This is a genomic window from Pseudomonas sp. SbOxS1, from assembly GCF_013416725.1.
Lineage (GTDB): Bacteria > Pseudomonadota > Gammaproteobacteria > Pseudomonadales > Pseudomonadaceae > Aquipseudomonas.
Genome location: NZ_JAAVXC010000008.1, coordinates 36848 through 49792 on the forward strand (window position 1 = coordinate 36848; position 12945 = coordinate 49792).

General features: G+C 60.7%; 11 protein-coding genes and 1 tRNA gene. 10 read left to right on the forward strand and 2 right to left on the reverse strand.

Annotation, left to right across the window (positions count from 1 at the left end):
* The first annotated feature begins 42 nt into the window (after positions 1 to 42).
* Together HFK74_RS12335 and HFK74_RS12340 are read left to right on the forward strand one after the other, a co-directional pair.
* Positions 43 to 681 (forward strand): NADH:ubiquinone oxidoreductase subunit N, encoded by a 639-nt coding sequence (locus tag HFK74_RS12335; protein WP_180203756.1) that lies wholly within the window; start codon positions 43 to 45, stop codon positions 679 to 681.
* 253 nt (positions 682 to 934) lie between these two features.
* A complete protein-coding gene (locus HFK74_RS12340; protein ID WP_180203757.1) occupies positions 935 to 2446 on the forward strand; it encodes a YdgA family protein in 1512 nt (503 codons plus the stop codon).
* Positions 2447 to 2549: 103 nt separating this feature from the next.
* On the opposite strand, the gene HFK74_RS12345 is transcribed toward HFK74_RS12340, so the two are convergent.
* The gene (locus HFK74_RS12345; RefSeq protein ID WP_180203758.1) at positions 2550 to 4073 is read right to left on the reverse strand and encodes an apoptosis inducing factor family protein; all 1524 of its coding nucleotides are present in this window, start codon (positions 4071 to 4073) and stop codon (positions 2550 to 2552) included.
* A 140-nt stretch (positions 4074 to 4213) separates the two neighbouring features.
* Here HFK74_RS12345 and HFK74_RS12350 point away from each other — a divergent pair, with 140 nt between their 5' ends.
* The 5 genes from HFK74_RS12350 to HFK74_RS12370 all read left to right on the forward strand — a co-directional run bounded on the left by HFK74_RS12350 (position 4214) and on the right by HFK74_RS12370 (position 8104).
* A complete protein-coding gene (locus tag HFK74_RS12350) occupies positions 4214 to 4777 on the forward strand; it encodes a YbhB/YbcL family Raf kinase inhibitor-like protein (protein WP_180203759.1) in 564 nt (187 codons plus the stop codon).
* A gap of 87 nt (positions 4778 to 4864) precedes the next feature.
* The gene (locus HFK74_RS12355) at positions 4865 to 6577 is read left to right on the forward strand and encodes a VWA domain-containing protein (protein ID WP_180203760.1); all 1713 of its coding nucleotides are present in this window, start codon (positions 4865 to 4867) and stop codon (positions 6575 to 6577) included.
* The gene (locus HFK74_RS12360; protein ID WP_180203761.1) at positions 6577 to 7188 is read left to right on the forward strand and encodes an RNA polymerase sigma factor; all 612 of its coding nucleotides are present in this window, start codon (positions 6577 to 6579) and stop codon (positions 7186 to 7188) included. The genes HFK74_RS12355 and HFK74_RS12360 overlap by 1 nt, the downstream gene beginning before the upstream one ends.
* Positions 7185 to 7814: a hypothetical protein gene (locus tag HFK74_RS12365; protein ID WP_180203762.1), complete on the forward strand. Its 630-nt coding sequence runs from the start codon at positions 7185 to 7187 to the stop codon at positions 7812 to 7814. The genes HFK74_RS12360 and HFK74_RS12365 overlap by 4 nt, the downstream gene beginning before the upstream one ends.
* A gap of 20 nt (positions 7815 to 7834) precedes the next feature.
* Positions 7835 to 8104: a hypothetical protein gene (locus HFK74_RS12370; RefSeq protein ID WP_180203763.1), complete on the forward strand. Its 270-nt coding sequence runs from the start codon at positions 7835 to 7837 to the stop codon at positions 8102 to 8104.
* A gap of 79 nt (positions 8105 to 8183) precedes the next feature.
* Here the strand turns inward: HFK74_RS12370 and HFK74_RS12375 are convergent.
* A tRNA-Arg gene (locus HFK74_RS12375) sits at positions 8184 to 8260 on the reverse strand.
* A gap of 347 nt (positions 8261 to 8607) precedes the next feature.
* On the opposite strand from HFK74_RS12375, the gene gabD reads away from it, so the two are divergent.
* The 3 genes from gabD (at position 8608) to HFK74_RS12390 (ending at position 12866) form a co-directional block, all read left to right on the forward strand.
* Positions 8608 to 10050 (forward strand): NADP-dependent succinate-semialdehyde dehydrogenase, encoded by a 1443-nt coding sequence (gene gabD, locus HFK74_RS12380; RefSeq protein WP_180203764.1) that lies wholly within the window; start codon positions 8608 to 8610, stop codon positions 10048 to 10050.
* Between the two features lie 186 nt (positions 10051 to 10236).
* Positions 10237 to 11514: a 4-aminobutyrate--2-oxoglutarate transaminase gene (gene gabT / locus HFK74_RS12385; protein WP_008055411.1), complete on the forward strand. Its 1278-nt coding sequence runs from the start codon at positions 10237 to 10239 to the stop codon at positions 11512 to 11514.
* Between the two features lie 137 nt (positions 11515 to 11651).
* Positions 11652 to 12866, forward strand: coding sequence for a response regulator (locus HFK74_RS12390; protein ID WP_180203765.1), 1215 nt, complete (start codon positions 11652 to 11654; stop codon positions 12864 to 12866).
* The last annotated feature ends 79 nt before the right edge of the window (positions 12867 to 12945 follow it).

The window sequence follows — 12945 nt, forward strand, 5'->3', positions numbered from 1 at the left end:
TGGATTCGCACAAGGCATGCGCAGGTCATGGGGAAACCAATAATGAAAAACCCTTATGCTCTCGGCTTCTGGTGCGCCGTTGTGGCGTTAGTGCTGCTTACGGGCACCTATTTCTACGGCATTATGCTGGCTAACCAGATCGACACAGCGCTGACGTTCCTCGACAGCGTCGCACTGTTGATCGCCGTGATGTCCATTGCGGTGGTGGCCTGGGCCTCGGTCCAGGGCCAGCGAATCAAAAAAAGACAGCTGGAACAAGGCAAGACCCTGGTGATGATCTGGGACACCAAGGTGGCGCTGCGGCGTGTCGAATCGGTCTTCGACCGGTATTTCTGGGGCAGCTACTGGCAACCGGGCCGTACCTTCCAGGAAGTCATGGGCGAGCTCACGGGCACGCCGCTGGAAAAAAGCCTCGAGAGCTTGAAAAAACAATGCCTTGAGCTGGACAAACAAGTGGCCGACGACGGTCGACACTGGCTCAACAATGCCCGCGAGCTGGCTGATGTTGCCACCGCCATGGCCCGCGAGCGCTATCAACTGGACTTCTGCGACCCGCGCGGGGGAGAAGTGACAGGTGGGGCGGTGATCAACCGGGATTTCGAAGTGTTGATCTACACCTGGACGGCGCGTCTGAAAACCTTTGATCACCAGCTTGATGAGATCGAGGTTCAGTACTCCTGATTCAGTGTTGGCACTACCGACGCCTTCGCTGGCAAGCCAGCTCCTACAGGTATGAGGCGAACCTTGTAGGAGCTGGCTTGCCAGCGAAGGCGGTCTTGTGTCCGATGGGACACTTTTTCACCGTTAACCATTGGGCCGCCCGTCGCGCCTGATGCTAATCTGCACCCCACTTTCAGCGCAGTCGTGACCGCAACCCGTCATGGGTTCAGGGAAGACGACCACACCTCAACAACGGACATTGAACGGGTCATTCATGAATAAATCAGCAGGCGTGCTCCTGGGAATCGTCGTCGCCATTGGTGCGATCAGCGCCGGCGGAGCCTGGTTCACCGGCACCAAAATCGAAGGTGTGCTCAACACCTCCCTGGCGGATGCCAACAAGCAATTGCAGGCTGCGATGGTCGGTTACAAAGGCACGGCGTCGTTGGAGCTGGTGTCCCTGGAACGCCATGTGTTCAGCAGCACTGCGCATTACCGCCTCAAGGGTGAAGGCGAAATGTTCGGCGAGGCTCCGGTCGAGCTGCTGTTTACCGACCACATCGAACACGGCCCGCTGCCGTTCTCGCGCCTGGTGTCGCTGAAGTGGTTGCCGGTCATGGCCACCAGTCACTACGAACTGGAAAAGACCCCGCTCACGGAAAAATGGTTCGCCGCCACCAAGGACGCTTCGCCGCTCAAGGGCGTGGTCAACATTGGCTACGACAATTCCACCAACGGCACGCTCGAATTGCTGCCGCTGGAAACTGCACTGGATGACAAGTCCAGCCTGAAATTTTCCGGTCTGAAGGTTGATGTCGCGGCCAGCGCCCAGGCGCAGAAGGTCAAGGCCGACGGCTACATGGACAGCCTCAAGCTGACCACGGTTTCCGAAGACCAGGCACCGGTGCAGGTCGAGTTGAGCGGTCTTACCCTGGCCAGCAACCTGACAAAAAGCACCTACGGCTATTACACCGGCGATAACACCGTTGAGCTGAGCAACAGTAAAACCACCTTTGGTCCCAAACAGTCGGTGCTGGGCCTGAAGAGTTTCGAAATGAAGAACCATACCGAGGAATCAGGTACCAGCGCTTCCGGGCGCGCCGATTACAAAATTGGTGAAGTGTCCCTGAACGGCAAGGCCGTGGGTTCTGCCCAGCTGGCCATGAGCCTGAAGAACCTCGACATCCCGGCGACGTTGTCGCTGATGCAGATCTACCAGACTAAATTGCAGCCCTATGAGCAGGCCGCCGCCGAGGCTGCAGAGGCCGGTCAACCAGTCCCCGAGCTGAACCTGACCCCGGCAGAAGAGGCGCAGCTTAAAACCGGCCTGGAACAATTGCTGGCGGCCGGCCCGCAGGTGGCCCTGGAGAACCTGTCGTTCAACACCGCCAACGGCGAAAGCCGCGCCAACCTGGTGCTCGACCTGACCAAGCCGCAAGCGATCGACCTGCCGGCCGACCAGTTGGTCCGCCAGATGATCGCGCTGCTGGACGTCAACCTGAAAGTGTCCAAGCCGATGCTCGTCGACATCCTCAGCGTGCAGTCGCAAATCGACGGCCAGACCGACGCCAAGCTCATCGCCGACCAGGCCGCTGCCACCGCCGATATGTTCAGCGGCATGGCGGTCGGCTCGCAATTAGCGAAACTGGACGGCAACAACGTCATCTCCCAACTGCATTACGCCAACAACCAGGTGGAATTCAACGGCCAGAAAATGACCGTCGAGGAGTTTGTCGGCTTCCTGATGAGCAAGTTCAGCGGTCCAGGCGTAGTCCAGGAGCCCTAAAGCCCCTTGTAGGAGCTGGCTTGCCAGCGAAGAACGATAACGCGGTGCAACAGGTACACCGCGGCGTCTGGTTCGCCGGCAAGCCGGCTCCTACAGGTCCGCTTTAACCCCGGATCAACCGCCACGCCTCGTCCACCGACAACGGCTGCTTCATTCGTTCCGCAAGCATCGCCATCGTGCGCTCTTCATCGCAGGCCACGGCCGCCGTCACCACGCCATTTTTACCAAACAGACCAATAAACGGCGGGTTGTCAGGATCACCCTTGAACTCGACCTCGTCCCAGGGCTGCGCGTGCCCCAGGTAGTCGTAGTTTTTGCCAAAGTGCCAGGTCCAGAAATACGGCACGTCGAGGTAATGCTCATCGCCACCGAGCATGTTCGCCGCCGCGATTCGCGCCTGTTGTTGCGCCAGGCGCCAGTGTTCGATGCGCTGGGGCTGGCCGTTGAGTGTGAACGTCGCGATATCGCCAGCCGCCCAGAGTCCGTCGGCTACGCGCATCCCGCCGTCGACCAGCAGCGACTGGTCCTTTTCCTTCGGCAGATCGGCAAAGGGCGCAGTGGCGGGGGTGACGCCAATCCCGACCAGCACCAGGTCCGCCGGCACACGCTGATCATTATCCAGGTGCACCGCTTCGACCCGCGTCGTCCCTTCGATCTGCGCTGCCTGTCCCTCGGTCCGGTACACCACGCCGTTGGCCTGGTGCAGGGCCAGGATCGCCTTGCCGACGCTGTCGCCGAACTGTTTGGCAAAAGGCACCGGATGGCGGGCCAGAACCGTGACCTCCAGGCCGTATTGGCGCAGGGAGGACGCGGACTCCATGGCGATGAAACTGTCGCCGATGATCACCGCCCGCTGGCCGGCCTTGGCGGTCTGCAGAATCTGTTGCGCATCCGCCCTGGAACGCAAGACGAACACCTGCGGCAGGTCTGCGCCGGGCAATTGCAGTCGATTGGGGATGCCACCTGTCGCCAGCAATGCGGCGTCGTACTTCAGCGATTGGCCGTCGACCAGTTGCAGCGTTTTGTTGGCGGCATCCAGGCTCGCCACTTCAGCGTTGATTCGCTCGACTCTTTGCTCGCGATAAAAGTCTTCCTCGCGCAGGGGCGGGACTTCTTCCAGCGGCGTCTCACCGGCAATCACGAATTTGCTAAGTACCGTGCGGTCGTACCCGGCGCCGGTTTCGCGGTCGATCAACAGCACCCGTCCACCAAAACCCTTTTCGCGCAGGGCCGATGCCGCCGCTGTACCCGCGGCACCCGCACCGACAATCACAAAGGTGCGCTCGTCATCTGCCGGCGGTGTGTGGGCGTCCTGCAGCGGCTGATCGTCGACCCAGACTTCGTCCCCGCGCACTTCAAGCGGGTAGCGCTTGAGGCTGTCCAAGGCCGGCGGTTCACACAGTCCGCCGTCCTCGATCCGAAACTGGCCCTTGTGCCATGGACACGTCAGCCGCCCATGGCAGAGCGCGCCTTCGACCAGCGGCGCCCCGGCATGCGGGCATTCGCCTTGATAGGCGCGCACTTGATCGCCGACTTTCAGCAGGAGGATTTTGCTGTCCTGGACGCTGACTTCCAGGCCACGGTCTTCGGGTATATCGGCGAGACGGGCAACGCGATGCAGGGTCATGATCGCTCTCCAGACAGGCGTTTCAATTAAGAGTCTGGCGCTTAATTCGAGGTTCAGCCAATTCCCACTGCCACCGCGCGAACGGTCCGGCTATAGTTTGCTCGCCGACCTCGGCCCCACCCGCACCAGGTACTCCCGGTATGACCCGATTGACCTCTCTGACCCCTTGGCTGGCGGCCGTAGCAGTCGCCCTTTGCGTGCAATTTCCGGCGCAGGCGGCCCAGGAGCATTTCACCCTGAACATCCCGGGCGTCTCGGATGACCGATTGTTCACCTCGGCCGCCGCCAGCGACGCCCAGGGTTGTGGCGGACACAACGTTTCGCCGGCGCTGAACTGGAACGCCGGCCCTGCAGGCACGCTCAGCTACGCCATCGTCATGCACGACCCGGATGGCCAAAAAGGCCAGGGCGTCGACAATTGGGTGCATTACGGCATCAAGGCCGGCACTCACCAGATTCCGGCAGGTGTTGGCACAAAATCCGCGCTCGAGGGTGTCGGCGGCACCAACAGCAAAGGCACTACGGGGTACGTCGGTCCTTGCCCGCCCGTTGGCGACAGCGCGCATCATTACATCATCCAGATCTTCGCCCTGGACCTGGCCCCGGATGCCCTGCCAGCCGGCCTGACGCGCACCCAACTGCTGGAAAAAATCAAAGGTCACGTGCTGAAAAACAGCAGCGTGGTCCGGCGCTACCACCGCTAAAAGTTTTTTAGCGTGGGTTTAACCCGAGCCGATCGGGCTGTCCGTCTCACAGGATGAATGGATCAAATTCTTCCTGAGGTCAGCCCCATGTCTCTCCCTCTGCATGTTCTACGTCCGGTCGCCCAGGGTTTCACCGCCGGGCTGTTGCTGGCGATTGCCGGTTGCGGCGTTTCTTCGAAGCCTGAGTCTGCAGCGGTACCGCCACCGGCTCAGGCTGAGCTGAAAAGCGAAGCCTTGGTGCAACATGAAACCGCCATGGCTGATGCCGCGGTGGCCAAACGCAGCGTAGGCGCGGCGCCCATGACCCGTTTCGCGCCGATGCCTGCCGGAGAGGTTTATCCACAGGGCTATCGCGACGAGCAGCGCGAGCAATATCAGGCCCTGGCCGACAGCCCGATCCACAGCGTCGCCCAGGCGCCGGTCTCGACCTTCAGCGCCGACGTCGACACGGGCGCTTACGCCAACGTCCGTCGTTTGCTCAACCAGGGGCGACTGCCACCGGAAGGGGCGGTGCGGCTGGAAGAGATGGTCAATTACTTCCCTTACGACTACGCCTTGCCCACCGACGGCTCGCCCTTCGGCGTGACCACGGAACTGGCAGCGTCACCCTGGAACCCGCACACACGCTTGTTGCGCATCGGCATCAAGGCCTCGGACCGCACGGTCGCGGAACTGGCGCCGGCGAACCTGGTGTTCCTGGTCGACGTGTCCGGTTCGATGGATCGCCGCGAGGGCCTGCCGCTGGTCAAAAGCACCCTGAAATTGCTGGTCGATCAACTGCGTGAACAGGATCGGGTTTCGTTGGTGGTCTACGCCGGGGAATCGCGCGTGGTACTGGAACCCACTTCCGGACGGGAAAAAGCGAAAATTCGTGCAGCTATCGACCAATTGACCGCTGGCGGTTCCACCGCCGGAGCCTCGGGCATCGAATTGGCTTATCAACAGGCGCAACAGGCATTTATCCCCAAGGGCATCAACCGTGTGCTGCTGGCCACGGACGGTGACTTCAATGTCGGCGTCAGCGACTTCGACAGCCTCAAGCAAATGGCTGTGGATAAACGCAAGACGGGCGTATCCCTGACCACCCTGGGTTTCGGTGTGGATAACTACAATGAACACCTGATGGAACAACTGGCCGATGCCGGCGATGGTAACTACGCCTACATCGACAACCTGCGTGAAGCGCGCAAGGTGTTGGTGGATCAACTGGGCTCGACCCTCGCTGTCGTGGCGAAAAACGTCAAGCTGCAAGTGGAATTCAACCCCGCACACGTCAGCGAGTATCGCCTGCTGGGTTATGAAAACCGCGCATTGAAACGTGAGGATTTCAGCAATGACAAGGTCGATGCCGGTGAAATCGGTGCAGGGCATACAGTGACTGCGTTGTATGAAATTGTCCCCAAGGGTGAGAAGGGCTGGCTGGAGCCGCTGCGTTACGCTCAACCGGGCGCCGCTGTTTCCGAAAAACATGGCGAATTGGCGATGCTGAGGGTGCGTTATCAATCGCCGGAAGGTGGCAACAGTCGCCTGATCGAGCGTCCGATCGTTGACTCCCCGACTGGCAAGGCTAGCGATGATCTGCGCTTTGCCGCGGCAGTGGCAGCGTTTTCCCAGCAGCTCAAGGACGGGCGCTACACCGGCGAGTTCAGCCTCAAGGACACCGAAGCGCTGGCCCGTGGCGCACGGGGCGATGACCGCTTCGGCCTGCGCAGCGAGTTCATACAATTGGTGGAACTGGCGCAGAGCTTGCGCACCACCACGGCGTCGAATCCAACTGCCACTGAACGACGGATTGAATAGTGAGCCGATTGAAGGGGTTCATCAGCCAGCTGTTTGCACCGGCAAGCAGCCTTGAGGCCAGCAGCGACGAATCGCTGCTGGCCCGTTATCGCGAGGGCGACGGTGCGGCGTTCGAGATTTTGTACGCGCGCCACCGCCAGGGCTTGTACCGATTTCTGCTGGGGTTGAGTGGCAGGGCTGAACTCGCCGAGGAGGTCTATCAGGAAACCTGGTTGAGCTTGATCCGCAGCGGCAGTCAGCCACAAGGTCGGGCGACTTTTCGTACCTGGCTCTACCAGATTGCCCGCAACCGCTTGATCGATCACTGGCGCAAACACGGCGTCCATCAACCGCTGCACGACAGCTACGACGAACAGGCCCATGCTCTGCCCGACGAGGCGGCCGACCCTGAACAACTGCTGAGCCTGAGCCGCGACAGCCAGCGCCTTGAAGCCGCCCTGCAAGCCTTGCCCGCCGACCAGCGCGAAGTGTTCCTGCTGCGCGCCTACAGCGATCTCGATTTACCGCAGATCGCCACCCTTACCGAAACACCGCTGGAAACGGTCAAGAGCCGCTTGCGTTACGCCCAGCAAAAACTGCGTCGGCTGCTGGCCGAGGAGGTACTGACATGACTGACGCCAAGCACACCACGGAACACCAAACGCTCGAACATTACCGCGAGCAGGCCACCGGCGAACCACCGGCGCATCTCGACGCCTTGATCCTGGCCGCCGCGCGCAACGCCGTCCCCGCGCCGAAGCCAGGGCTGTGGCAACGCTGGATTCGCGCCTGCCAGCAACCCCGCTGGCAAGTGGCATTCGCCAGCCTCGTCGGCATCGCGCTGATGCTCTCGCTGGTGCAACGCACACCTGAGCAAGTGCCAGGCTACGACTACGCGCCTGCGCCCAAAGCCTCGGCCCCGATCGCTAAACAGGAAGCCGAAGCAGCGCCGCCAGCGCTGGCCCGTTCCCTGAAGGCCCCGGTTGGCGCGCTCTCCGCACCTGCACCCGCCGCACCCATGGCGGAGTCGGCAGCCCCGGCGCAAGCAGAATCCTTCAGTGCCAACATGGCGGACGAAGCCAAAGTCAGCAAGCGCGCCGCGGCCCCGGTGAAACCCCTGGATGAACAATTGCGTGAAGTGCTTCGCTTGCAAAAAACCGGGCACAAGCAAGCCGCCGATAAACTGCTGGCCGACTTGCACAAACGCTTCCCCGACGAAAACCTCAGTGCCCGACTGAAGGATCTGCAGAAAAACTGACCGGCATAACGCTCGACAATTTGGCATCAAGGCCCGAAAGCGCGCACTATCGGGCCATAGTCGATGCGTTGGAGGATGCCGTGACAAAAAAAATCGACCGCATCGCCCAAATGCTCAACTGCCCGGAAAAGGGCGAGGAATTACGACGGGCAATTACCGAGAGTCGTAAGGATTTTCTGCTGAACCAGCAGGAAGAGGGTGAAGCTGAGGAAGAAGACGTTCTTGAAGAGGAAGAATTCGAGGACGATGAAGATGATGAGTACGACGAGTTTGACTGGACGACAGAATGAAAAAACCGCTTCGGCGGTTTTTTATGACCCACAAAAAAGCCCCAGACCCTACGGCCTGAGGCTTTCTCGTTTCTACGTATGGTGCACCAGGCGGGATTCGAACCCACGACCCCTGCCTTCGGAGGGCAGTACTCTATCCAGCTGAGCTACTGGTGCAGCGGGCGCCATGATACGCATATGCAATGCGGGCGTCCATGCTGCTGAATCGCATGCGTTTTTTAAAAGCGTAACCTGCGTTTGCTACGTTGATCAGAAAATAGCAGCAAATGCGGCGTTTTCGTTCTTTTTTTCGAACAGGCTATTGTCCTTTACCCCCTTTGATCCTAGGATTCGTTTGAGATTTCAAACGCTCTTGTCTGGGTGCTGAACCGCACGATTTGAATCAGTGCGCTATTTATGTGCTTCAGCCCGGTGAATGATTTCCCTGACGGCAGCCTACTGAGGCGCCTTTCTACAATCATAATTTGCTCCGCGCGTGCGCGGTGCTGTTAAGGAAAGCCGACATGCAGCTTAAAGACACCCAGTTGTTCCGCCAGCAAGCCTTCATTAATGGCGAGTGGGTAGACGCGGACAACGGTCAGACGATCAAGGTCAACAACCCGGCAACGGGCGAAATCCTGGGCACCGTGCCGAAAATGGGTGCTGCCGAAACCCGCCGTGCGATCGAAGCCGCAGACAAAGCGCTGCCGGCCTGGCGTGCACTGACCGCCAAGGAACGTGCGGGCAAACTGCGTCGCTGGTTCGAACTGATGATCGAGAACCAGGACGACCTGGCTCGCCTGATGACCATGGAACAAGGCAAGCCATTGGCCGAAGCCAAGGGCGAAATCGTTTACGCCGCTTCCTTCATCGAGTGGTTCGCCGAAGAAGCCAAGCGCATCTACGGTGACGTGATTCCGGGCCACCAGCCAGACAAGCGCCTGATCGTGATCAAGCAGCCAATCGGCGTGACCGCGGCCATCACCCCGTGGAACTTCCCGGCGGCAATGATCACCCGTAAAGCTGGCCCGGCCCTGGCCGCCGGTTGCACCATGGTGCTCAAGCCTGCTTCGCAAACCCCGTACTCCGCTTTCGCCTTGGCCGAGCTGGCCCAGCGTGCCGGCATCCCGGCTGGCGTGTTCAGCGTTGTTTCCGGCAGCGCCGGCGACATCGGTACCGAGCTGACCAGCAACCCGATCGTGCGCAAGCTGTCCTTCACCGGTTCGACCGAAATCGGTCGTCAACTGATGGCCGAATGCGCCAAGGACATCAAGAAAGTGTCCTTGGAACTGGGCGGCAACGCACCGTTCATCGTGTTCGACGACGCCGACCTGGATAAGGCCGTCGAAGGCGCGATCATTTCCAAATACCGCAACAACGGCCAGACCTGCGTCTGCGCCAACCGCCTGTACATTCAGGACGGTGTCTACGACGCCTTCGCCGAGAAGCTGAAAGTGGCCGTGGCCAAGCTGAAGATCGGTAACGGTCTGGAAGACGGCACCACCACTGGCCCGCTGATCGACGAAAAAGCCGTAGCCAAGGTGCAAGAACACATCGCCGACGCCCTGAGCAAAGGCGCGACCGTACTGGCCGGTGGCAAGCCGATGGAAGGCAACTTCTTCGAACCGACCATCCTGACCAACGTTCCGAACAACGCAGCCGTGGCCAAGGAAGAAACTTTCGGCCCACTGGCTCCACTGTTCCGCTTCAAAGACGAAGCCGATGTGATCGCGATGTCCAACGACACCGAGTTCGGCCTGGCTTCGTACTTCTATGCTCGCGACCTGGGTCGCGTGTTCCGTGTGGCAGAAGCCCTGGAATACGGCATGGTCGGCGTCAACACCGGTCTGATCTCCAACGAAGTCGCGCCATTCGGCGGCATCAAGGCCTCGGGCCTGGGCCGTGAAGGCTCCAAGTACGGCATCGAAGATTACCTGGAAATCAAATACCTCTGCCTGGGTATCTAAGCCCGGTAAGAGATTGCTTCAAACGCAAAGGGCACGAGAGCGCTGTCCCTTTGCGCCGTTTCAAACCGGAATTTTCTCTGTGGCCGGGAACGCTGTAGCAGTCGATCATCGCATGCTGCTGCAGTTGCTTCCCCGCCGCTTAATCCTTGAACCACGCCGACCGATGAGCGGCGAATGAGGAATGTAATGAGCAAGACTAACGCTGATTTGATGGCCCGCCGTACCAATGCAGTTCCACGTGGTGTTGGCCAGATTCACCCGATCTTCGCCGAGTCCGCGAAGAACGCGACCGTGACCGACGTTGAAGGTCGCGAGTTCATCGATTTCGCCGGCGGTATCGCCGTGCTGAACACCGGCCACGTGCACCCGAAAGTCATCGCCGCCGTGACCGAGCAGCTGAACAAGCTGACCCACACCTGCTTCCAGGTACTGGCCTACGAGCCGTACGTAGAAGTGTGCGAAAAAATCAACGCCAAGGTGCCAGGTGATTTCGCCAAGAAAACCCTGCTGGTGACCACCGGCTCCGAAGCCGTGGAAAACTCGATCAAGATCGCCCGTGCCGCCACTGGCCGTGCTGGCGTGATCGCGTTCACCGGCGCTTACCACGGTCGTACCATGATGACCCTGGGCCTGACCGGTAAAGTCGTGCCTTACTCGGCCGGCATGGGCCTGATGCCAGGCGGCGTGTTCCGCGCGCTGTACCCGAACGAACTGCATGGCGTGAGCATCGACGATTCGATCGCCAGCATCGAGCGCATCTTCAAGAACGACGCCGAGCCGCGTGACATCGCTGCCATCATCATCGAGCCGGTTCAGGGCGAAGGTGGTTTCTACGTCGCTCCGAAAGAATTCATGAAGCGTCTGCGTGCCCTGTGCGACCAGCACGGCATCCTGCTGATCGCTGACGAAGTACAAACCGGCGCAGGCCGTACCGGTACTTTCTTCGCCATGGAACAGATGGGCGTTGCTGCCGACCTGACCACCTTCGCCAAATCCATCGCTGGCGGCTTCCCGTTGGCCGGTGTGTGCGGCAAGGCTGAATACATGGACGCCATCGCTCCAGGCGGCCTGGGCGGCACCTACGCCGGTAGCCCGATCGCTTGCGCCGCGGCCCTGGCCGTGATGGAAGTGTTCGAAGAAGAGCACCTGCTGGACCGCTGCAAGGCTGTCGGCGAGCGTCTGGTGACTGGCCTGAAAGCCATCCAGGCCAAGTACCCGGTCATCGGCGAAGTGCGTGCCCTGGGTGCGATGATCGCTGTCGAGCTGTTCGAAGGTGGCGACAGCCACAAGCCGAACCCGACCGCCGTGGCAGCTGTTGTGGCCAAGGCTCGCGACAAGGGTCTGATCCTGCTGTCCTGCGGCACCTACGGCAACGTTCTGCGCGTCCTGGTACCGCTGACTTCGCCGGACGAGCAACTGGATAAAGGCCTGGCGATCATCGAAGAGTGCTTCTCCGAGCTCTGATCACCGAGTGTGACCTGCTTCACAAAAAACCCGCTTCGGCGGGTTTTTTCATGCCCTCTAAAACGTAAAACCGCGTATTAGCGCTGTAACCGATGGCCGGCTTTGGCTAAGGTTCACGCATTGCCAGGGAGAGCTGTATGACAGTCGTCATTTTACCCGCGATTCCGAGAGTGCTGATCGCCGAGGCCGACCCATGGACCCGCGATCTGCTCAAGGAAGTGTTGTTGAACGTTCGCTGCGATGCGCGGCTGGACCTATGTGCCGATGGTCAGCAGGCGTTGGCGTTGCTGGCGTCGAACCCTTACGACCTGGTCATCGCCGACTGGGAGTTGCCAGGCGTCGACGGCCTGAATGTGTTGCGCAGTGTGCGCCAGCGCAAGCGCAATCCACCGTTGCCCTTCATTCTGATGAGCAGCCGCAACGACAGTGCGAGCGTACGTGAGGCCTTGCCGCTGGCTCCCGCCGCGTACCTGACCAAACCCCTGAACATGGCAAGCCTGACCCAGCGCCTGCAGGCTTTGCTGCTGAACGCCGGGGAAGAGGTATCGTGCGAGGTGCCAACGCTGGCGCCGGGCATGACGTTGTCCGTGTTCCTTGAGCGCCGTCGCGAACTGGCGGAAGGCGCGCCGCTGATGACCGACGTGCAAGTGGCGGTCAAGCGAAGCCTCAATCCAAATGGTCTGGATTTGACGGTGCTGGAAGATGAAATCCGCACCGATCCACAGGTCACCGCCGTGCTGATCGCCGCTGCCAACAGCGCCGCCCAGCACCATGGCACCGCCGTGCAGACGCTGTCCCAGGCGCTTCACCGTCTGGGCACCGGGCAGAGCATGAACCTGATCCTGGGCCTGACACTCAAGCGCAATGCGCGGCTCAGCGATCCGCAGCTGGCGGACTATGCCGAGCGTTACTGGGATTTGTCGCTGCACACGGCTGAGTACGCGCGAACGCTGGCGCGCTTGCTGGATCTGGATCAGGCACGTTGCTACTGCGCCGGCATGCTGCATCGGCTGGGCGACCTGGCGTTGCTGCGTTGTTTGCAGGAGTGGAAACAGGCCGGTGGTGACCTGGACGAGCAGGAGCAAGTGGGCGAGGCGTTGGCCGAGTTCGGTGCTGCCTACGGTTCGGCGCTGCGCACCCGCTGGCGTCTGCCGCTGGAGCTGCGGCAGCTGATTGCGGCGGCTTACCAGCTCGGTGGCGGGGTTTACTCCCGCGAGGCCCTGGTGATGAACATGGCGGCGCAACTGGCGCGCCTGACCGAGCATGAGGGCCTTGAGGCGTTGGCCAATAGTCGAACGGCGCGGCTGCTGAAGATCGGCTTGCCGGAGCTGGTGCGGATGCGCAAAAAATAAGGCTTGCGCAGACCTCTGTAGGAGCTGGCTTGCCAGCGAATCCAGACGACTCGGTGAGTCTGATACACCGCCTTCGCTG